The organism is Flavobacterium frigidum (assembly GCF_048286735.1).
GTDB lineage: Bacteria > Bacteroidota > Bacteroidia > Flavobacteriales > Flavobacteriaceae > Flavobacterium.
In genome coordinates, this window is record NZ_JBLVPU010000002.1 from 89,014 (window position 1) to 111,942 (window position 22,929).

Genomic DNA, 22,929 nt, shown 5'->3' on the forward strand with positions numbered 1-22,929 from the left:
TTTTATCTTTAAAAAGGCTTGCTACTTGTCTAACAACTCAAAAGTGGAATTCATACTCTTAAACTCCGGTACGATCTGCTTCATTTTTGCTACAATTTGACCGTCGTCAAAGTGATTAGCAATACGGATTAGTTCTTCAATATCAGCATTCAAACCATCAAAATCATCTAATATTTCTTCAGCAATCATAATTTTTTCATGATATGTCGGAAGTGTTTTTGAGGTATCATTCAATAACTCTTCATACAATTTCTCACCAGGTCGCAAGCCTACAATTTGTATTTTGATATCCCTTTCAGGTACAAATCCGGCCAACTTGATCATTTTTCTGGCTAAATCCACAATTTTCACTGGCTTACCCATATCAAAAATATAAATTTCTCCTCCATTACCCATAGCGCCAGCTTCTAAAACCAATTGGCAGGCCTCGGGAATAGTCATGAAATACCGAATAATATCGGGATGTGTAATCGTTATGGGTCCACCATTTGCAATTTGTTTGGTAAACAAGGGAACAACAGAACCATTCGATCCTAAAACGTTTCCAAAACGGGTCGTAATAAATTTAGTATAGTTTTTTTCGCTGGTGATTTTATTTTTAAATTGCAAAGATTGCACGTATTTTTCGGCAATTCTTTTACTAGCTCCCATCACATTACTAGGATTTACCGCCTTGTCGGTAGATACCATCACAAATTTTTTAACTTTATACTGGCAAGATAAATCAGCCAAAATTTTAGTACCTTCTATATTGGTCAAAATAGCTTGCGATGGATTTTCTTCCATTAGCGGGACATGCTTGTATGCGGCTGCATGAAAAACAACTTGAGGTTCGTATTTTTGAAAAACATTTTGCATGGCTTCCTTATTACGAACATCACCAATTACTGAAAAAATTTTCGAATTTAGATCTAGTTCATTCATCTCTAAACACATATGGTGTAATGGAGTTTCGGATTGATCTAAAATAACAACTACTTTCGGATTAAAACCCAATACTTGACGCACTATTTCACTCCCAATTGAACCCGCTGCACCAGTAATTAAAATCGTTTTATCTTTTAATTGCTTGGAAATAGATTTGTTGTCTAATACAATCGGTTTACGTTCTAGCAAATCTTCAATTTGAATGCTCTTTACTTTTTGAGAAATCTCTTTCTGGTTTTCCCAGTCAGAAATTAAAGGTACCGTGAACACATTGTAATTAAATTCTAAACATTGGTCCACGATTATTAATTGCTCTTCTTTAGACAAACTTTTATCAGCAATAATAATCGCTTGGGCATTAACCGAACGCATTAAAGGTGGTATTTTTTTCTTTTTAATCAAAATGGGTAAATCCAGCATCCGCTTTGTTGCATTTTGATTGTTTTTATCCACAAAACCAACAATTTTAAATCGCGATGGGGTTTCAAATTTTAAAGCGTTTGCAACAGATATAGCATTCGCATCAGTCCCATAAATAATAGTTCTGATTAATTTGTTCGTTCCTTGTTCTGAAAAGTACATCTCAAAAGTTTGCTTAATAATTACGCGATACAAAAACAAGCCACAGAAGGAAAGTACGATATTAATAAAAAAAGCAGTGTTTAAAAATGCTTTCTCACCATGCATTAATTCATAGACAAAATTAAAAAAAAGAAACAGCACTAAAACTGACAGTTGAGAGAACAAAAGCTTTACCGCATCTATATAAGAGGAGTGCCTGATGATTCCCGAATACGTTCTGAATAACCAGAAAAAGAAAACGTTGACACAAAACAAACTAATAATAAAACTAAAATTATAGGGCGTAATAACATAGTCTAATCCCGTTCCTTTAAAAATAAGAATGGTAAAAAAAAACGATACTACCAAGACTGAAACATCCATCATTACAATGATCCATCTGGGTAAATAACGTAAATTATGAATATTGAATTTCAAATTTTCTCTTGAAAAAAAATCTGGTTTTTCCGGCTGTGAATCTATATTTTTAGTCGTATTCAAAATAGCTTACTATATAAGATTATTTATTTTATTAGTGCAAAAATAACAATTAATAAATGGTTATTGAAACAAATTGAAAGAACAGTAACTCCCTTTTAACAACTGAACTACTATAAACTTGATATCCATTGATTTAGTTTGACAGACGTAAAGCTGCAAGGTTAAGCTTTTTACTTTGGCACAGATTAATCCGTGATAATACATTTAGTCTGTGGCCAAACATTTCTGGGAAGCTAAAGCAAAATGTACAAAAATTTATATTTTTAACTTTTCATAGAGCCAATAAAAGTGCTGGGACCAACTACGCCATAAACTACTTTTGGCTTATTGATTCTATGCTGAGTATCGGTGTTTACAACAAGGAGGTGATAGCATCATACAATATATATTATGTTTTAAAAGATTCTATTCTGATTTCAGAATAAATTATAATAATAATAATAATATTAATAATGGTACTAATTTCGAGCGTTTCCACCCATTCACTTCTCACTCTTTACTTCTCACTTCTCACTTTAAACCTTTTGCTTCAACAAGCCCAAAAGATATTCTCCATAACCCGATTTTTTCAAAGGTGTCGCTAATGCAGCTAGTTCTTCATCTGAAATAAAACCTTGACGCCAAGCAATTTCTTCGATGCAACCTATTTTCAATCCTTGGCGCTCTTCAATAACCTGAACAAATTGTCCAGCTTGCATCAAACTGTTAAATGTTCCAGTATCCAACCAGGCCGTTCCTCGGCTTAAAATACCTACCTTTAAAGCTCCTTTGTCCAAATACACTTTGTTAACATCAGTAATTTCATATTCGCCACGCGCACTTGGTTTAATATTTTTTGCAATTTCTACTACAGAGTTATCATAAAAGTACAAACCTGGTACTGCATAATTAGACTTAGGTTCCAATGGTTTTTCCTCAATAGAAAGGGCCTTAAAATTAGCATCAAACTCCACTACCCCATAGCGCTCTGGATCCGATACGTGGTAAGCAAATACAACACCACCTTGCGGATTGGAATTTGATCGCAACAATTCATCCATATTGGCACCAAAGAAAATATTATCTCCTAAAACCAATGCGACACTATCATCGCCAATAAAATCTTCTCCAATGACAAAAGCTTGCGCCAACCCATTAGGAATAGCCTGTTCTGCATAACTGAACCTACAGCCTATAGATGCACCGTCGCCCAACAGTTTTTTGAAATTAGGCAAATCGTGCGGAGTCGAAATAATTAATATTTCATGAATTCCAGCCATCATCAAAGTGGATAATGGATAATAAATCATGGGCTTATCATACACTGGCATCATTTGCTTGCTCATCGCCAAAGTCAGTGGATGCAAACGCGTTCCTGAACCTCCTGCTAATATTATTCCTTTCATAGTATTTTTATTTTTACGAATTAATTCGAATGTCGCGAATTAAAAACGAATTATTCCAATTAATTATTTCCTTAAAAGTTAAGAAAGTCCTGCTGAATTTAAGCAGCATAGCCTACTAATGATTTTAATTTGGTACTATAATTACTATGTATTTTTTTACCACAAATTTCACAAATTACCACTAATTAAATCATTTCATATTGTAACAGATCTTTTTAATGCTCTCATTCTGAGACAAAAATGTCTTTAATAATTAAGACAGTATATTTTTCACACTTCGTATTTATTACTAACATAAACGCTCTCCAAACCAATACTCACAACGCCCTAAAATCAAAAACGTAAAAAACATTAAAAAAACGAAGTGGCAGCAGTCCGCGAGTTGAGCCTGAAAGGCGAACGGCTCGCGCTGCGAAGCATAGTTTTGGGGTAGTTTTTAATTTTAAAGCTTGAAATCGAAGATTCATGAGTGCAAAAAAAACAACCCATGAACATTTTTTTGTTACTTTTATAATCAAGCGAAAAAGTAAAAACATCATTCGAAAAAACTACTCACCTAAGTACCACAAATATTTTATCCCTTCAATAATAACCATCTGCGACTGATCACTGAACACTGACCACTAATTATACTGTTTCTCGTAATAATTCGAATACTCCCCACTTGTAATATTATTCAACCAAGTCTGATTTTCTAAATACCAATTTACGGTTCGTTCTAATCCCTGCTCAAAAGTAACCGAGGGCTTCCATCCCAACTCTTTATTTATCTTACTTGCGTCAATGGCATAGCGCAAATCATGTCCGGGACGGTCTTTTACATAAGCAATCAATTGTTCTGATGTTCCCGCTGCTCTTCCTAACTTGTCATCCATTATTTCGCAAAGCAATTTAACCAAATCAATGTTCTGCCATTCGTTAAAACCACCAATATTATAGGTATCGTGATTTTTACCTTCGTGAAAAACCAGATCAATGGCAACGGCATGATCTTCTACAAATAACCAATCACGCGTATATTTCCCATCACCATAAACGGGTAAAGGTTTATTTTGAATAATATTATTAATAAACAACGGAATCAATTTTTCTGGAAAGTGAAAAGGTCCGTAGTTATTAGAGCAGTTGGTCAACACATACGGCAAACCATAGGTTTCGCCATAGGCACGCACAAAATGATCTGAACTCGCTTTTGAGGCAGAATACGGAGAGTTGGGGTCGTAAGCCGTAGTCTCTGTAAACAATCCTTCGGCACCCAAACTTCCATATACTTCATCGGTACTGATGTGATAAAATCGCTTGCCTTCCATGCTATCTTTCCAAATGGTTTTGGCTGCATTCAACAAATTCATCGTACCAATAACATTCGTTTTCACAAAAGCCAACGGATCTGTGATAGAACGATCTACATGAGATTCTGCGGCCAAATGCAATACGCCATCAAATTGATGCTTAGCAAACAACGCATCAATAAAATCGGCATCCACTATATCCCCTTTAATAAAAGTATAGTTAGGCGCTTTTTCGATATCAACAATATTTTCTAGATTCCCAGCATATGTCAGCGCATCCAAATTAAATATCTGATACTGCGGATATTTTTTTACAAAAAGCCTTACAACGTGTGACCCAATAAAACCGGCCCCACCGGTGATTAGTATTTTTTTCATTTATTTTTAGTTTTTGGAATTAAAACGAATTTTACAAATTAGTTTATATTGTCTATTCTTTTTTGTTTTCTCTTACCCTAAAGGGAGCAAAAAAGAATCAAGACAACTAGTTAATTCTTTTTTGTTTTCCCTTACCCTAAAGGGAGCAAAAAAGAATCAAGACAACTAGTTAATTCTTTTTTGTTTTCCCCTACCCTAAAGGGAGCAAAAAAGAATCAAGACAACTAGTTAATTCTTTTTTGTTTTCCCCTACCCTAAAGGGAGCAAAAAAGAATCAAGACAACTATCATACATATCATAATTCTTCTAATTCTATATATCTTTTTAACTTATTGAGAACATTTTTGATATCCTGCATAACTTCTTCATTAGTAAATCGAATGACTTTTAATCCCTGAAATTCAATCGCAGCAGTTCTTGTAGCATCTAACACCTTTTGTTCAGCTGTTTGATGGTAACCACCATCTATTTCAATAACTAGTTTTAATTTATGACAATAAAAATCTGCAATATAGATATTCAACGGATGTTGTCTTCTAAATTTATATCCTTCTAATTTATTATTTCTCAACTCCAACCACATGCTCTCTTCTGCTTTTGTGGCTTTATCTCTTAAATCTTTTGCATTAGAAAATATCTTAGGACTAGCACCTTTCCACATATCATCAGGTTTGAACGGATTCTTCTTCATTTTAAATTATGTAATTAAAACACTCAATTTTTTTTAAATTTCTCCCTTTAGGGCTAGGTAAAAAATTTAAAAAAAATCATTTAAGCAGCCCCATACATCTCGTTAAACTTTCCTTATAATCTGGAACAAGTACTCCAAAACTAGCTTTAATTTTACTTTTATCCAATAAAGAATACTCCGGACGTTGAGCTGGAGTTGGATAATCCGAAGCTGGAATTCCGCTAATTTCACAATCAAAACCACCAATTTCCTGAATAGCTAAAGCAAATTCGTACCAACTGATTTCCCCTTCATTCGAAAAATGATATATTCCTGGCTGCCAATTGGCGTGATTTATGATCTTCACAATCGCTTGTGCCAAATCGGCTGCATACGTAGGAGAACCTATTTGATCGTTAACAACGTTCAAAGTAGCTCTTTCTTGCATCAACTTCGACATCGTTTTTACAAAATTAGCACCAAAACTAGAATACACCCAAGAAGTCCTGATTATAATTGAATTTGGATTTTCTTCTAAACAAGCCTTTTCACCAGCTAATTTGGTCACCCCATAAACATTGATAGGATTTGTTGCAGCAGTTTCCGTCAATGCAATGGCTGCAGTACCGTCAAAAACATAATCGGTAGAAACATGCAGCAGTTTACAGTTGTTGTTCTGACTCCATTTTGCCAGTAGTGCAACAGCTTGATGGTTCAAAATATCCGACAACTCCAATTCTGTTTCTGCACGATCAACAGCAGTGTGAGCAGCGCAATTAATAATAAATTGTGGATTAATTCTAGCTACTTCAAATGCTAATTGTTCTAGATCACACAAATCTAATTCCTCCCTATCCGTAAAAACCCATTCAAACTGACTGTAGTCTTTTGACAACACCTGTAATTCAGAACCCAATTGTCCTTTCGCTCCTGTGACTAATATTTTATTCATTAAAATTGGCTATTACAATTAATAAAATCAGGCAAAATCTGGTCTTTTTCAGATACTATGGCGTTTTTCAAATCCATTCCCCAGTCAATAGCCAAAGTAGGATCATCAAATCGGATGCCGCCTTCGCTCTCTTTATTGTAATATTGATCACATTTGTATAGCACCACAGCGGTTTCGCTAAGTACTGAAAAACCATGGGCAAATCCTTGTGGAACGAGCAACTGTTTTTTATTCTCAGCCGAAAGCAAAACAGAAAAATGCTTCCCAAAGGTGGGCGAATCTTTACGTAAATCAACTGCTACATCGATGATTTCACCTTGTAGCACCCGTACGAGTTTGGTTTGAGCAAAAGGAGGATTTTGATAATGTAAACCACGTAGCGTCCCTTTTTGTGAAAAAGACTGATTGTCTTGCACAAAATCGATACTAATACCTAAATCACTAAATTTACTTTTGTTATACGCCTCAAAAAAATAACCTCTAGCATCTTCAAAAACACCAGGGGAAATCAGTACTAAATCTTGTATAAAAGTTTTTTCTATATTCATTTGGTTAAAAAATAATGGTGAGCTTTGCCTGCCGTACTATTAAAATTTTATTTTATTATGTTTGCAAAAAAAATCTCGAACTACAACCGCTATTCTTTCCCTCTCGACATCCGTAAGATTAGACCCAGAAGGAAGACACAACCCATTTTCAAATAAGGTTTCAGCAACTGCGGTGCCATAGTATGTGTACTTCTCAAAAATAGGCTGCAAATGCATCGGTTTCCATAACGGTCTTGATTCTATATTTTCAGCCTCTAATGCCAATCGCAAAGTCTCACGAGTTAACCCATTTGCTACAAGCGGATCTACCACAATAGCACTCAACCAGTAATTAGCAAAATAATCACTGTTAGGCACCGTAAAAACGGTTACTGCTTCAATATCACTGAATAAATCAACATAAAAATCATTCATTTTTCTGCGCAGCGCCACATGGTCGTCTAAAACTTCCATTTGACCGCGGCCGATACCAGCACAAATATTACTCATTCTATAATTATACCCTATTTCACTGTGTTGGTAATGAGGAGCGTTGTCTCTGGATTGAGTCGCAAAAAACAAAGCTCTATCTTTCAACTCCTTCGTACGAGTAACAATAGCCCCACCACCAGAAGTAGTAATGATTTTGTTCCCGTTAAAAGACAATACCCCAATATCCCCAAAAGTACCGCACTTTTGTCCTTTGTAGGAACTCCCTAAAGCCTCCGCACTATCCTCTAGAATTGGGATTTGGTAGGCATCGGCTACTGCTCGAACTGCCTCAATTTGATACGGAACCCCATACAAATGAACGGCGATTATCACTTTTGGTTTTTTGCCTTTGGCTATTTCACTTACTATAGCTTGCTCTAAAGCTACGGGACACAAGTTCCAAGTTTGTGATTCACTATCAATAAAAACAGGTAAAGCGCCTTGATACAAAATAGGATTTGCTGATGCCGAAAAAGTCATGCTTTGACACAAAACTACGTCCCCTGCTTGTACCCCTAACAAAACTAAACCCAAATGAATAGCAGCTGTCCCAGAACTTAGAGCTCCGACGTGAACTTCATTACCTAGGCAATTTTCAAGGGCCAATTCAAAGGCATCAACATGAGGTCCTCCAGTGGTAATCCAATGGGTTGTTAAAGCTTCGTGGATATACCGTTCTTCGAAACCACTTCGCTGAGACAATGATAAAAAAATTCTATTTCTACTCATTGAGCTTCCAATAATTGGCTTCGTAACGAACATCATCATCACTAACATTGTGCAATGGCAAAGTCGAAAACGATAGCAATTTCGAATGTGATTCTAAGGATTCAATGGCATTGGCATAACCGGCCGGAATATGAACCATTTTACTTTCTAACACTGTTAAAGTGGTGGTCTCTATTGGTAAATCTTTAGATGGACAATCCCAATCATCAATTTTTACATAATGAATCCTGAAAGACCCACTTAAACAATAAAAATTTTTGGAGTCTAATTTATGTCCTTGCCAAGCACGCACAGGATGCGCATCTGAATTGCTGATAATATAAAATCGTTCGATGCCATTAAAACTAAAATCATTGACATAGGATACCATACCGCGGTGATCCGAAAAATTTCCTCCTGTAATTATTGTGGGCTTCATGTATATTAAATTTTGTCATTATAAAAAAGTCCCGTTTCCAGTTCGAAGTATATTTTTTTTAAAACCTGACTTCAAATGTTCTTAGCTACCTCCGTCGCGCGTCAAACATTAGAACAATCTCTAACCCGACTACCTGATAACTAAACACTTCTTACTATTCACTACTGATAACTCACTCCTCTCCCGCCCTTACATTAAAAACGTAAAAAAACAAAGATAAAATGACGTCGCAACTGTGTATGGGATAAACCTGAAAGGCGGATGAATGTGGCTGCAGAACATAATTTGAAGTAGTTTTTAATTTTTTTATTTTCAGTCTAGGTTTTTTGTTTCTTTTGCATCAAGGAAAAAGAAAAAGTTAAACAACGGTGACTTATAATTAAAGTAATGTGATGTAAAAAATAAAAACTAGTCTCATTCTCTCTAACCAAATTAACAGTTTAAGTAGCAAGAAAGATATAGTGTCGCAATTATTAAAAAGAGTTTGTGCCACAGATTGTAAGGATTAAAAAGATTTTTAAAATTACATAACGAATTAATCTGTGCTAATCTGTGAAACTGTGGCAAATAAATTTAGTGCTTTACTAAAATACGACATTAAATTTTAGTCATTACTTACTGTTTTATATTTTTTTTATGCAACAAATAAAATTTCATACAATAAATAAGTAGCAACGGCCCAATAACAAGCACAAGCAAACTAAAATCCGAAATGTTCTGATACAAACCAATTACCATTACCGAAACAATTACCTGAACCATACCATAAAACGCTGCAATAAATCGGTGTTGAATTTTATATTCATTACTCAAAACCTGATAGAAATGCAACCGATGTGCCTCGAAAATATTGTCTTTTAAATACAATCGGTGCAGAATCGTACAAACAGCATCTACTCCATAAACCGCTAAAAATAAAAGCCAAACCAACGAATTTGTGACCAGAATAAGTTTCAAAACCAAATAAATTACCCAAAAAGCTATCGCAATACTACCCACATCTCCGGCAAAACATTTGGCCTTTTTTCTGTAATTAAAAAATAAAAAAACCAAACTGGCAAGCATCGCATATTTGATAAAAGCTTCGTCTATAAAAACGTGGATATTTTGATTCACATACAACAATGACCCCATCACCACCAAAGTATACAAACCCGTTATACCATTGATACCATCCATGAAATTATACGCATTAATCAAACCTATGGCTAGAATATAAGCGAACACAATGCCTAAAATGGCAATAGAATTAAAAACACCTAAATCATAAAAAATTACGCTAATAGCGAGAAAATGAACCGAAATTCTAATTTTATTAGACAAACTCTGAATGTCATCCCAAAAACTCACGACACTGACCAATGTAATTCCTATAAAAAAAAAGTAATTGTTTTGGAGGTGCTGTGCAAAATAAAGTAAAGCCGCAAACCAAAAAATAATACCGCCTCCTCGTAGCGTAATTTCAGTATGTGCCGACCGATGATTGGGTTTGTCCACGATGTTATACCGATCAGCTACTTTGAAATAGAGCAATTCTAATAGGAATAAAACAACAGTAATGAGTAGGTATTGCATGTGAATAGAAAAAATTTGTAAATATAGAGCGAAATGTAATTTTTTTTAAGTTCACTCTTTAAGAAAGTGAGGAAGTATTCTCAAAATTTATGCGTTTTCAAGGTGTTGTAGATGCTCAAAAAAAATGTTGTAGGTATAACCAAGTGTAATGACATCACAACATAGCAGTACTTTGAGATGTAAAGATTTAATAGACAACTGACTACAAACGTATTTTAATTAAAAATTAAGATCAAAGAGTATTGTGTAAAAAAGAAACAATAGTAATTAGGATTAAAAAATTCTAAGATCATGTATTCTAAAATAACTCAATTCATACTGGTTGTGAACCAAAAGACTTGAATGTTACAATCAAACCATCTGGAGAAGAAACGGGTAGAGGTTTGCCCATGGCTTCTATAATTTTTTTATTACTTACCACATAATTCTCCGTCAATTTTTGCAAACGTTCAGAGTTAAGTGGCAGATACAAAAAATCGCCAAGTTTTGCAATACCTTTAATAAATGAGGAAGGAATCTTCCAAATTGTATTTTTTTTCTCTAAACTTTCTCCTAATAATTGAATCAATTCATTCGTTGACAAAGGTATGTCGTCTGCAACTTGATAAACGCCTGAAGGAATTGTAATATTCTCTAATAACTCTTGTATTACAAAACAGAGATTTTCAATGCTTAAAAAAGAACGTTTATTTTGAAAATCTCCTAATGGCCATGGCAATCCTTTATAAACCAATTGGTACAATAAGTTCAAATTGCCTTTGTTACCAGGACCATGAATCATACAAGGTCTTAAAATATAAACTCTTTTTGCTTGTTGTAAATCATGCGATAAAATATACTGTTCTGCCTGCTTTTTGGATATCCCATAATGAGTTTGAGGGTTTGCAAGAGCATCTTCTGTTAGTATTTCATTGACTGTGTCAGCAATTGCTTTTACTGTACTCATAAATATAAAAACGGAAGCAGTCGATTTTAAAAAAGAATCAAACAGCTGTTTGGTTAATTCAAAATTAGCATCATAATAATCTTGTGGAATAGATACTTTCTTTAAATCATGTGCTTTTCCTGCAAGATGAATAACAACATCCGTCTCAAACTCAAATTTTTGATTAGGAATATAACGAGCACTCATCGATTCTATTTTATGTGAAGTCTTCAAATAGTCTTTTAGATTTGTGCCAACAAATCCTGTGGTTCCTGTTATTACTACTTTCATTTATTTGAATTGAGATAAAGCTTCCTTATTTATTTTCTTCCTTTCAGAATCAAAAAACCAACCCCATTTATTAAAATACGTTATTGCTGACTTTATAAATATTTTAAATAATTTTTTACTTTTATTAGCCCCTGATTCATATTCGTGTATGACCGAAACTTTTGGGAAATAAATGGTTTTATAGTACATATGGATTCTACGCGACAAATCCCAATCTTCAAAATACATAAAAAAAGTATCATCGTACATTCCCACTTTTTTTATAGCTTCAAGATTTAGTAAGGTAAAACAACCCGAAAGTACTGGCGCATTGTAAATCACATCTCTGGGTACTTGACGAAGTTCATATTGATTAATAAACTTTTGATAGGCTGCTTCAGGTCTTTTTAATTTCCTCCATAAAACACTGAATGGACTCGGCAAAAGTTTGGGCAAGTTTTGAATCGTTCCATCTTCATTCAAAATTTGAGGCATCATCATTCCAATTGTGTCATCATTTACCATATAATTAACCATTGGCGAAATCACATTTCCCTCAAAATAAATATCAGGATTGACTATGAAATGGTATTTCGACCCCCACCCTAGTGCTTGCACGATAGCTACATTGTGGGAAGCTCCAAATCCAGGATTAGCAGGATTGTGGATATATTCAATTCTAGAATCGGTAACCAGTATTTTTAATTCGTCCGTAGGGGAATTGTCAACCAAAAAAATTTTATCAATCCCCCCTGTTTTTGTTATAGATTGGATTGCATTCTGCAACATAAAGATGTCGTTTCTATATAGAACAATACTAGAAGTTATTTTTTTATCCATTATTTTTTATTCCCATAAATAAAATGTATCCTGATTTACAATTATTTATCATCCCGATAAAATTCATTTTATTCATAATTTAAGTAATGAGCTATGATAATTTACCATCATAATAAACCTCTAGACAGCTTATTTCTTATAAATATGCTTTGTCTCTACAATTCGTTTCCCAGTAAAACTTCTAATTGTTTGTCTTAAAAATGCATCTGCTCTTAAAAAAATATTCTTAACCGTTTCTTCTGGCCTTCCGTAAAAAGAAGTTACATGAAAATACTCAGAAGCTTCAGCTGGTTTTTTAGAAAAATAATAATTTGACACACAACACCTTTTACCTAAGGCTGTGACCTTACTTACTGAGTGTATCGAAGTTTTATTAGTAATCATAAGTACCAACCGATTAAATTTCGAATGAATCACTCTTTGAGGTTCCCCCATACCGTTATCCCACAACTCTAAATTTCCTCCATTATTTATATCCCAATCTGGGGTAACATAATACAATAAATTCAAAACACGGTAATTTTCTCTGTCATTATCATGAGAATTATCCAAATGAGGATTTAAAAAATTACCCGTAGCCATCAAACTAATACCTCCCGCATACAAATGCTCATCTGGAGTCATTTCTTTTAGACCAGTAATCTCTTCAACTATTTTAACTATTCTTTCATCCTGGAATGCAAATACCGCTTCTTCTAGTAACGGATTATATAAATCCATTTGAGCTGCAATACGTTTATTTTCTCTCATAGATTTATGCAATGCCATTTCCTCTGGAGAAGGATAGGCAGCGTAAATTTCTTTAGCCACATGTTCAGGCAAAAGATCATCAATAACACATGAATTAATCCTTCCTTCTTGATTAAATTCTTTCTTTAATTTCTCTTTGTGAATTAATAATTTATCAAATATCAATTCGGCTAAATATGCCCTAGTTAATTTCATAATAATTTATTTTTTTATCCATTTATTAATTTTAAAATCATACTCTTTAACGACTTTAGCGGGGCTTCCTACTGCTATTGAATATGGCGGTATCGATTTCGTGACAACCGACAATGCACCTATAACACATCCTTCGCCAATTGTCACTCCTGGCAAAATACAAACCGATTCTCCCAACCAAACATTATTTCCAATCACTACTGGCTTACATATTGCTTTTCTATCCATCGGTATACTCAAAGGGTGATCACTTATTAACTCATCATAACTTCCATGATTATGATCAGAGATGTAAATTTTACTAGCCATCAAAACATTATCACCAATTGTAATAGACCCAACAGCCCCAATATGAACATAATCATTTATTTGTACATTTTTACCAATTGAAATGCAGATTTCGTTATCTACATTCAAAGGAAAAGCTTCAATTCTACAACCAAAACCTGCGGTGAAATTTTTACCAATTTTTATATATCTTTTATTTCTTATATCGAATGGTAGCCTAATGAGTCTAGCCTGTCTGAAAACTATTTTTGTATAAATCAATGATGCGAGTAATCGCATCGTTCCTAAAATACCATATCTCTTTATCATAACTACCCTTATCTTGCTTTAACAATCAGTATTCTTCTGTAATATTTCAAGATTGAAAACACAAGCAAACACGAATATTCTAAATGATTAATTATTTTTAAATTTAAAGCATCTTTTAGATTCTTTAATTCGCCTTTCTCCATGGCTACTAAATTTCCCGAAAGGCCCGAATGACCAAAATGTGCTTTACCATCTCCGGTTATTACTAAGCTTTCATTCAAAAGAAAACAATTATATTTTTGAGCAATTCGTATAAAATAATTCCCCTCTTCAGCATATTTTTGAGTTTCATCAAAATATCCAACATCAGAAACAATATCTTTCCTAAAAATGACGGTAGGAACAACAAAAATAAATTTAACCATTAACAATTTAGGGGAAATCCTAGTTAAGACACTGAGCTTTTTCCATAAGATTTTATCAAAATATTCCCCATTACGATTAGTTCCTAAAAAATCAATTGTAGGATTGGCTCTTAGTACTTGAATTTGTCTTTCGAGTTTATTAGATAACCATTCATCATCGCTGTCTAATAAGGCAATCCAGTCCCCCTTTGCTAATTTAATCCCTGCATTTCTTGCCGAAGATACACCTCCATTCTCTTTATTAATTAACTGAATTTCAATATCTGAATTATTATTTTTTATAATTTCTTCAACTATTAATTGTGAATTATCTATGGAACCATCATTTATAACGATGATTTCTATTTTTCCTTTATAGGTTTGATTTAAAGCTGAATAAATACAGGTTAAAATTGTATTTTCAGAATTAAACATAGGTATTATAACAGACAAATGAATCATATGCATTTTACTTTTCATAATAAATTTCGTGTTCAGACACCATTTTTTGTATTGAAAAAATTTTAGAAAACAATAATGCGTTTTTACTTATCTTATTATATAATTTATCATCTTCAATTAAATTAGAAATACATTTTGCCAATTCAACTTCGTCAAACATTGAAAACAGTAAACCATTTTCTCCATTGCATATAAGTTTTTTAAATATTTGATTATCCGCGGCCACTACTGGAAGACCCATTGCCATCTTTTCAATCAAAGTCAATGTAAATCCTTCAAATTCAGAAGGAAACACTGCTATCTTTGTAACCATCAAAAGTTCTTCTACATTTGAAATAGAACCTAATAGTTGAATATTATCTTGCAAACCGTCTTCAATAATAATTTTTTCAATTTCTGCCCGCATATCTCCGTCACCTGCTAAAAACAATTTAACTGAAGGATGCTTCTTTTTAAGAAGTGTGATTGCTTTCAATAATGTAAAATGATTTTTGCCTTTGCACAATCTTGCTACATAAGTTATCACAATATTTTCATCCAATACTCCAAACAATGAAGAATGAACTTTAATTCTTTCTGTATTAAAAATATCTAAATCTATTCCGTTAGGTATATATATAGATGTCTTCGTTTGACTTTTAAAATATTTAATATTGTTCTCCTGAACTATTTCAGAAATACCAATAAGCGTAGGTCTATTCAAACCTAATGCAAACCCGTCAATTGACAACTTAATCTTGTCTAACAACCGATTTGAATCATAATACATCCCTGATGTATGAACTGTATGAAAATATTTAAAATTATTTGAAATAGACTTCATAGCAATACCTGCTATTAATAATCTATGTAAATAGGAATGAGTATGAATTATATCAGGATCAATAGAAACTAATAATTTTCTTAAACTAAAAACAGCTTTTCTAAAATTCAAAAAAGTATTGAATCCTACCAAATCATTATGCTTTATTGGCAATGAAAAAAATATGATATTTGAATTTAATTTTATTTTAGCATCATTTTCATCATTTGTCAATGTTATGACAAAAACGTTATACTTTTCAATATCTAAATTATTACAAATATCAATTACAACATTTTCTCGGCCTCCGATACATAAAGTATCTACAATATGAACGATATTTTTCATAATTTTTTTTTATAACTCTAAATAAAATTGAGTAAATAATTCAATTGGCGAAAATCTATCAATAGCCCAATTTGAAAAATTTGATTCTTTTCTTTTATTGCTATCTAAATAATATTCTTCAATAATTTCACAAAAACCAATCACATCTAATGGATTTACCAGTTCTTTATGTAATTTTTGTGGTGTAGTTTCTATTATAGGATTAATATTAGAAGTAATTATTGGTAATCCTGCAACCATAGCCTCAATTAATGCATTAGGTTGCCCTTCAGTTATTGATGGAAAGAAATATAAATCACAAATTGTAAGAATACTTGATACATCATCTCTGTACCCCAATAATTTAACTTTTTTTCTCAAAATATCGTTCTCATCAATAGTTTTTTTTAAATAAATATCTGTGTTTTTTCCACACAATACAAAATAAATATTGTCAAATTTAGAACAGATCTTTTCGGCAACTTTAATAATTGTTTCATGATTTTTAGCTCTATTAAATCTTCCTGTATGACCGATTACAAAGCCATCTTGTGGAATCCCGAAATCAATTTTATCATATCTATTAAAAATCAATTTATTAGTATCAATTCCATTATAAATTACTTGATATTTTGGGTTATTAAAATCTCTTTTGGGAAAATAAAAATCAAATGCAGCTCTTGAGTTGGCTAAAATTTTCGTTGCATTTAATCGAGCTAAATTCTTTAAAAAGTCAACGTATAATATTTTATAAAAAGTAGGCTGAAAATCATGACTTGATCCTCTGTAAAATAAAACTCTTTTTTCTAAGCCTGCTAAGTTTGCTAATAGCATCAAAATTCCTGCATAACTTCCAGTAAAATCAACAAAACTGTCAGCTTTAGATTTTCTTAAAATTGTATAAAATTTAGAATATGAAACAACATTATATCTTATTAAATCCAATTTAATTAATTGTATTTTATCTATTTTACGATATTCAGTTTCTAATTCGCCGAAATGATTCCCCCTACAAATTACAATTGGTTCTATTTTATTTTCAAAGAACCTCAAAAATCGCAATAAATAATTTTCAATACCACCAGAATCTAAGGTAGTAACTACAAAAACTGTTTTTTTCATTTTTTTATTCTATAAAATCACTACTTTTCATTGGCGGATTGCTCATAATTAAAACTAATACCAAAGAATTTTTATTAATAAATGTTTTCGTAATATTAGGCAACGAAAATAATATTTGAATAAAAAGTATTAAACTTAAAATGACTCCAAAAAAATAGACCCCTAATTTTTGTTTATTTTTATACAAATCGATGATCAGTAAAATAACAAAAAAGAAACCCAACACGATAGAATACCTAAAATAGACTGTGGGGACTGAGAAAAAGATATTAATTATCGTGGCAGTAAATAGGACTATATTTTTAAAAATACTTTTATTCTTTATCTTAAAATAAGTATAAAAATAAATTCCGAAAATCCAAATTAGTGATAAAAAATACATTATCTTTTGCAAATATGATTCTTCTAAACCTTTTTTTACGAAATCATCACCTCCCAAATAAGCTTCGCTTTTCATTTCCAATCCCTCGGAAATACCCAACGAGTTGAAAAAAAACATAAAATAATCAATCGGAATTAATACAAATAAAAATGAACCTATAAATAAAACTTTATATAACTTGTCCGTGTTAGGAAACAAATACAATACAATAAATATTAAAACAAAAATAAAAACACTAAAATGTATGCATACTGCTAATAAGAGTAATAAAAATGCTATTTTACTTCTTTCAATTAAGCCTTTATAAAAAGCCATTAATACAAATGAAGCTGCAAACATAAACCTAGTACCAGACAATAAATCCACATAAGGAATAGCAAGACACAATAACACTATAGCAATAAACCTTAATTGTGGAGTTGTAGAGTAATAATCTAAAGTAATTTTGCTATGAATGTATAGTATAAAACTCATTGTAACAATTGTCGTAAATGCAAAAACAAATTGGGCAGGAAGACTTATTTGTGATGCTAAATAAAACATCGTTTGTAAAACAAAATCCTGTCCTGTTAGCATTAAATAGGCAAATAACTGCAAAAATGTACCATCTTTAAAATCTTCATACAATTCAAAATATCTTGCTCTGTCATCAGATAGATTAGGAATGTAAATATAACTGACTACTCCAAACATCAATACCAATAATTGTAATGAGAATTTTGATTTATTTACAATCCCCAAAAAAATTGTGGGAATAGCCATAAATGGAGATATTACAAATAGACTTCCATTCAATAAATCAGACTTTTTTAAAATTATTTTCATATTCAATAATTCATTCTTAACGACTGTTAGTTATGTATATATGCTATAAATACTAAAAATCGAATTCTTTATACCATTTCGCCAAAACAAATAGTTTCCAAATATTAAAGGTGTAATCTGTTTTACCTTGTAAATGTAGTTTAAGTTGCTTTTTAAATTTCAAAACATCTAGATTAGGAATCTTATTTAAAAACTCATCCGACAACTCCTCTACTATAACTTGATTTAAATCTTCTCTTATCCATTTATTTAATGGAACTGCGAACCCTCGCTTTGATTGATTAAAAACTTCTTCGGGTATATACTCCGATAATATATCTCGCAAAATTTTCTTCTTTAACCCTTTGTCATACCTATACGTAACTGGTAGAGTTCTTGCAAATTCTATAATTCTATAATCTAAAAAAGGACTTCTCACTTCTACTGAAAAAGCCATACTAGCACGATCTACTTTGACATTGCTATCATTCTCTAACCATAATTTAATATTCAAATCAGCCATTCTTTGTATAGAATTAGTTGACCATTTCTTGTATCCCTTATAAAAGTCAAACCAACTATTTTGCTTTTTAAGCTGAATACTATCAAAGCTAGTAAAAATACCTTTGGAATAGTCATCGCTATCTTTCGTTTTTAGCAATGAATTTATTCCATCAGCTCTAAATTTGAATAACTTTTCATTATAAAATAATGAGCAAAATTTTCTTAAAAAGTAAGGGACTTTACTAATTCTCTCAAATCTTTTTAAATAATCAAAATGATTATAACCTAAAAAACTTTCATCACCACCATCTCCAGACAAAGCAACGGTAACATATTTCTTGGTGATCGAATTTAAAAGTAAAGAAGGCAAAGCCGAACTATCGGCAAAAGGTTCGTCATAAACTTTGATTAACATAGGTAACATAGCTAAGGCATCATTTGGACCACAAATCGTCTCTGTGTGATTTGATCCTATAAAAGTTCCAAACTGAGCGGCTACTTTACTTTCATCAAATAAAGGGTCTTCAAAGCCAATGGTGAAGGTGTTTATTGGCTCTTTTGATAGCTTTGCAGCAATAGAAGACACTAATGCTGAATCTATGCCTCCAGACAGAAATGCCCCGATTGGAACGTCAGATTGAAGCCTGATTTTGACAGCATCAATTATAAGCTCATGTAATTGAAATTTAGCTTCTTCATAAGAAATATCACTCGTTTTAATCGGTTTAAGATTCCAATATTCTGAGAGTATCATGGTTTGATGATTCAAATCAATCATCATAGTATTCCCTGGAGGCAATTTGTAAACATCATCCAAAATAGAATAAGGACTAGGAACATAACCGCAATCTAAATACATTGAAACTGCTTCTTCAGATATTTTACTTTTAGAATGAATCAATGGTCGTAATTGACTGCATATTTCAAACTGACCTGCTTTCCAAAAATAAAAAAAGGGCTTTACGCCCGTTCTATCTCTCGCACAAAAAACCTTGTTAAAAATAACATCGTAAATAGCAAAAGCGAACATTCCGTTCAATTTTGAAGCAAGTTGTGCACCCCATTCTTTATAACCACAAAGTAAAACTTCGGTATCGCTTTTAGTATGAAACTCATATCCTAATGCAGTTAGTTCTTCTTTAATCTCTAAATAATTATAAATCTCACCATTGAAAACAATATGAAGATTTTCAAAAATCATTGGCTGATTAGATCGTTGATCCAAATCTAAAATCGATAATCTTAAATGTCCTAAAGAAATTAAACCAATTTTTTCATACCCTAAATTATCTGGTCCTCTGAATTCAATAGACTTTAATTTATCGACAACAACATCTTTTTGAAAAGGTATATTCGTTATATATATTCCGCACATAAATTACTAGTATTTTGGATAAATTAAACTTATAAAGTTTCTTGAAAATCGTCTTAAGAATTTGTGCTTCATGTCTGTAAAAGTTTATTTTTTATCCAATCCAAACCATAAATAAATGATGGAGACTTAAAAATAAAACTAAAACTTGTAAAAGAAATAAAACCTACAACTATCATAAAAATAAATTCATAAATCGATTTCATTCCTACACAAAATGTAACTTGAAATAAATACATAACTAAATACATTAGTAATGAATTAAGCAGAATAACGGAAATTATTTTTAACTGTAATTTTATGGGAAAATTCAATACAGTGTTTGAAAAATACATGCTAATAATTGTTGTAAATATAGAATTAAGAACTATACTCCATATGAATGCGTAAAAGCCAATAAAATATGAAATAAAAATAGTAATTACAATAAATACATTAATTATAATTTCTTTTTTTAAAATCAAATCGGAACGTCCATAAATTTTAATTACATTCATGTTTAATACCTCAATAGTATAAAAAGCGCCTCCGATACAAATAATTTGCAATATTGGTACGGAGGGCATCCACTTTTCTCCTAAAATAATCATTACTAACGGCTTTGCAATTGCAGATAACCCAAACATAATAGGTGCTGTAATAAAAAAAGAAAAATCAAGTAATTTTTTAAAAACAGCTACAAACTTATCTTTCTCTCCTTGAATTTCTGATAATATTGGTAACGTAACCTTACCTATAACTTGCGTTAAGATAATCAATGGATATTGACTTAAAGTCTTACCTCTGTCAAAATATCCAAGCTTTCTTAATGGATAAATTTTACCAATTATTAGGTTATATAGATTACTAACGAAACAAGAAATAAGAGATGAGATTAATAACTTAAAACTAAAAACATAGTGATATTTTAATTTATCAAAAGAAAATATCCATTTAGGTATCCATCCTGAACCAAACCATAATGTAATCATTTGAAATAATTGTGGTAATAAAAACATAGCAACTATACTCCAAACTCCAAAACCATAGTACCCCATTAGTAACGCTAAAATATTACCTACTAAAACTCCTGGAATGTTCAAATACGTAATTTTTTTGAATTGTAAACTTTTTAACAAAACTACAATTTGAACTGAAGAAAGGGCAGTTATAATAAAACTTAAACTATAAACCCTAATTATCGAAGTCAGCATTGGTTGCTTATAAAAGGTAGCAATAATAGGAGCAAAAAAATATACTATTAAGTACATAACTAAACTTAATAATAAGTTTATAAAAAACACTGTACAATAATCACTTTCTTCATTATTAACATTTCTAATCAAAGAAGATGATAAGCCACTGTCAACAATTATAGATCCTAGTGAAACAAAAATTGTTATAATTGCTATTAATCCAAAATCACTAGGAGTAAGCATTTTTGCTAATAATAATGTACCTATAAAAGAAAATCCTTTTAAGAAAACATTATCAACAAAAACCCAAAACATTCCAGAAATTGTTTTATTTTTTAAACCCAATTAATGTAATTTAAATATTATAACTTACCATCAACTTTATCTCCCATAACGCCCTTGACATCATACAAAATGCTAATATCTTTTTGCATCGAGGATAAATTCATTTCTAAAAATACTTTATGTGCAACACCCAAAACTACTCCATCAAATTTTTCGGCTGGTAAAATAGTGGTTGTTTCTAAATTATACTCATGTTTTACCTCCTCTGTATTAGCCACTGGGTCATATATAGTAACTTGAATTCCATAGTCCTTTAGTCCTTTTACTACATCCACAATTTTTGTATTACGCACATCAGGACAATTTTCTTTGAAAGTAATCCCTAACATCAATAAATTAGCCCCTTTTATAGCAATCCCTTTTCTAATCATCAACTTAACCACTTGCGAGGCTACATACTCTCCCATACTGTCATTTAAACGGCGTCCAGCCAAAATTATCTCTGGATGATAGCCAAATTCTTGAGCACGCTGCGCCAAGTAATAAGGATCAACGCCTATACAATGACCTCCAACCAATCCTGGCTTGAATGGTAGAAAATTCCATTTCGTACCCGCTGCCTCTAATACAGCATGGGTATCTATATCCATTAAATTAAATATTTTAGCCAACTCATTTACAAAAGCGATATTGATATCCCGTTGTGAATTTTCAATTACTTTGGCAGCTTCAGCAACTTTAATACTTGGAGCTAAGTGAGTTCCAGCAGTAATTACACTTTTGTACAATTCATCAACAACTACTCCTATTTCTGGAGTAGAACCTGCAGTAACTTTTAAGATTTTTTCTACTGTGTGTTCTTTGTCTCCCGGATTTATCCTTTCTGGTGAATAGCCTGCAAAGAAGTCAACGTTAAATTTCAATCCTGAAACTCTTTCAAGAACAGGAACACATTCTTCCTCTGTTACACCAGGATATACAGTTGATTCATAAATAACAATATCACCCTTCTTTAAAACGGAACCTACAGTTTCACTTGATTTATATAAAGGTGTTAAATCAGGACGATTATTTTTATCAACTGGTGTTGGTACAGTAATTATAAAAACGTTACATCCTTTTAGGACTTCTAAATTATGGGTACAATAAAGCCCATTTTCATCAGAAAGTTGATTTACTAAAACTGCTTGTAAAACGACGTCTTCCACTTCAAGAGTACTATCATGACCCATATTTAAGGCAGAAATTCTAGCTTTATTTATATCAAATCCTACAGTAGGATATTTAGTAGCAAATAATCTGGCTAATGGAAGCCCCACATAACCTAATCCAATAATTGCAATTTTTTTCATCCTTAATTAAATTC

Annotated in this window: 20 protein-coding genes; all 20 read right to left on the bottom strand. The window is 31.9% G+C overall.

Annotated features, from left to right (window positions below; all coding sequences use genetic code 11):
* Positions 1-21 precede the first annotated feature (21 nt).
* On the bottom strand, positions 22-1,989 hold the full coding sequence (locus ACNQGO_RS01900; protein WP_417984002.1) for a polysaccharide biosynthesis protein: 1,968 nt from the start codon (positions 1,987-1,989) through the stop codon (positions 22-24).
* Between the two features lie 515 nt (positions 1,990-2,504).
* Positions 2,505-3,374 carry a glucose-1-phosphate thymidylyltransferase RfbA gene (rfbA, locus tag ACNQGO_RS01905; RefSeq protein WP_417969146.1) on the bottom strand — a complete coding sequence of 290 codons (870 nt, stop codon included), beginning with the start codon at positions 3,372-3,374 and terminating at the stop codon, positions 2,505-2,507.
* A 623-nt stretch (positions 3,375-3,997) separates the two neighbouring features.
* Entirely contained in the window at positions 3,998-5,044 is a 1,047-nt protein-coding gene (gene rfbB, locus ACNQGO_RS01910; protein WP_417984003.1) for a dTDP-glucose 4,6-dehydratase, read from the bottom strand.
* A gap of 295 nt (positions 5,045-5,339) precedes the next feature.
* Entirely contained in the window at positions 5,340-5,735 is a 396-nt protein-coding gene (locus ACNQGO_RS01915) for an endonuclease domain-containing protein (RefSeq protein WP_417984004.1), read from the bottom strand.
* Between the two features lie 76 nt (positions 5,736-5,811).
* Positions 5,812-6,666, bottom strand: coding sequence for a dTDP-4-dehydrorhamnose reductase (rfbD, locus tag ACNQGO_RS01920; RefSeq protein ID WP_417984005.1), 855 nt, complete (start codon positions 6,664-6,666; stop codon positions 5,812-5,814).
* The gene (gene rfbC / locus ACNQGO_RS01925; protein ID WP_417984006.1) at positions 6,666-7,214 is read right to left on the bottom strand and encodes a dTDP-4-dehydrorhamnose 3,5-epimerase; all 549 of its coding nucleotides are present in this window, start codon (positions 7,212-7,214) and stop codon (positions 6,666-6,668) included. Before rfbC ends, rfbD begins: the two co-directional genes overlap by 1 nt.
* Positions 7,215-7,253: 39 nt before the next feature.
* Positions 7,254-8,414 carry a DegT/DnrJ/EryC1/StrS family aminotransferase gene (locus ACNQGO_RS01930; RefSeq protein WP_417984007.1) on the bottom strand — a complete coding sequence of 387 codons (1,161 nt, stop codon included), beginning with the start codon at positions 8,412-8,414 and terminating at the stop codon, positions 7,254-7,256.
* The gene (locus ACNQGO_RS01935) at positions 8,407-8,832 is read right to left on the bottom strand and encodes a cupin domain-containing protein (RefSeq protein WP_417946908.1); all 426 of its coding nucleotides are present in this window, start codon (positions 8,830-8,832) and stop codon (positions 8,407-8,409) included. The genes ACNQGO_RS01930 and ACNQGO_RS01935 overlap by 8 nt, the downstream gene beginning before the upstream one ends.
* Before the next feature lie 615 nt (positions 8,833-9,447).
* Positions 9,448-10,407 (bottom strand): MraY family glycosyltransferase, encoded by a 960-nt coding sequence (locus tag ACNQGO_RS01940; protein WP_417946910.1) that lies wholly within the window; start codon positions 10,405-10,407, stop codon positions 9,448-9,450.
* 313 nt (positions 10,408-10,720) lie between these two features.
* Positions 10,721-11,623 (bottom strand): NAD-dependent epimerase/dehydratase family protein, encoded by a 903-nt coding sequence (locus ACNQGO_RS01945; protein WP_417946912.1) that lies wholly within the window; start codon positions 11,621-11,623, stop codon positions 10,721-10,723.
* On the bottom strand, positions 11,624-12,442 hold the full coding sequence (locus ACNQGO_RS01950; RefSeq protein WP_417946914.1) for a glycosyltransferase: 819 nt from the start codon (positions 12,440-12,442) through the stop codon (positions 11,624-11,626). It abuts the gene before it with no gap.
* Positions 12,443-12,571: 129 nt separating this feature from the next.
* The gene (locus ACNQGO_RS01955) at positions 12,572-13,387 is read right to left on the bottom strand and encodes a 2OG-Fe(II) oxygenase (RefSeq protein ID WP_417946916.1); all 816 of its coding nucleotides are present in this window, start codon (positions 13,385-13,387) and stop codon (positions 12,572-12,574) included.
* Positions 13,388-13,393: 6 nt separating this feature from the next.
* Entirely contained in the window at positions 13,394-13,984 is a 591-nt protein-coding gene (locus ACNQGO_RS01960) for a DapH/DapD/GlmU-related protein (protein ID WP_417984008.1), read from the bottom strand.
* A gap of 8 nt (positions 13,985-13,992) precedes the next feature.
* Positions 13,993-14,808 (bottom strand): glycosyltransferase family 2 protein, encoded by an 816-nt coding sequence (locus ACNQGO_RS01965; RefSeq protein WP_417946920.1) that lies wholly within the window; start codon positions 14,806-14,808, stop codon positions 13,993-13,995.
* Complete coding sequence (locus ACNQGO_RS01970) at positions 14,798-15,940, bottom strand: glycosyltransferase (RefSeq protein ID WP_417946922.1); 1,143 nt, start codon at positions 15,938-15,940, stop codon at positions 14,798-14,800. Before ACNQGO_RS01970 ends, ACNQGO_RS01965 begins: the two co-directional genes overlap by 11 nt.
* A 9-nt stretch (positions 15,941-15,949) precedes the next feature.
* Positions 15,950-17,041 (bottom strand): glycosyltransferase, encoded by a 1,092-nt coding sequence (locus tag ACNQGO_RS01975; protein ID WP_417946923.1) that lies wholly within the window; start codon positions 17,039-17,041, stop codon positions 15,950-15,952.
* Positions 17,042-17,045: 4 nt separating this feature from the next.
* Positions 17,046-18,248 (bottom strand): EpsG family protein, encoded by a 1,203-nt coding sequence (locus ACNQGO_RS01980; protein WP_417946925.1) that lies wholly within the window; start codon positions 18,246-18,248, stop codon positions 17,046-17,048.
* A gap of 52 nt (positions 18,249-18,300) precedes the next feature.
* Positions 18,301-20,106: an asparagine synthase (glutamine-hydrolyzing) gene (gene asnB, locus ACNQGO_RS01985; RefSeq protein WP_417946927.1), complete on the bottom strand. Its 1,806-nt coding sequence runs from the start codon at positions 20,104-20,106 to the stop codon at positions 18,301-18,303.
* 68 nt (positions 20,107-20,174) lie between these two features.
* Positions 20,175-21,623 (bottom strand): lipopolysaccharide biosynthesis protein, encoded by a 1,449-nt coding sequence (locus tag ACNQGO_RS01990; protein WP_417946929.1) that lies wholly within the window; start codon positions 21,621-21,623, stop codon positions 20,175-20,177.
* Between the two features lie 17 nt (positions 21,624-21,640).
* Positions 21,641-22,915 carry a nucleotide sugar dehydrogenase gene (locus ACNQGO_RS01995; RefSeq protein WP_417984009.1) on the bottom strand — a complete coding sequence of 425 codons (1,275 nt, stop codon included), beginning with the start codon at positions 22,913-22,915 and terminating at the stop codon, positions 21,641-21,643.
* Between the last annotated feature and the right edge of the window lie 14 nt (positions 22,916-22,929).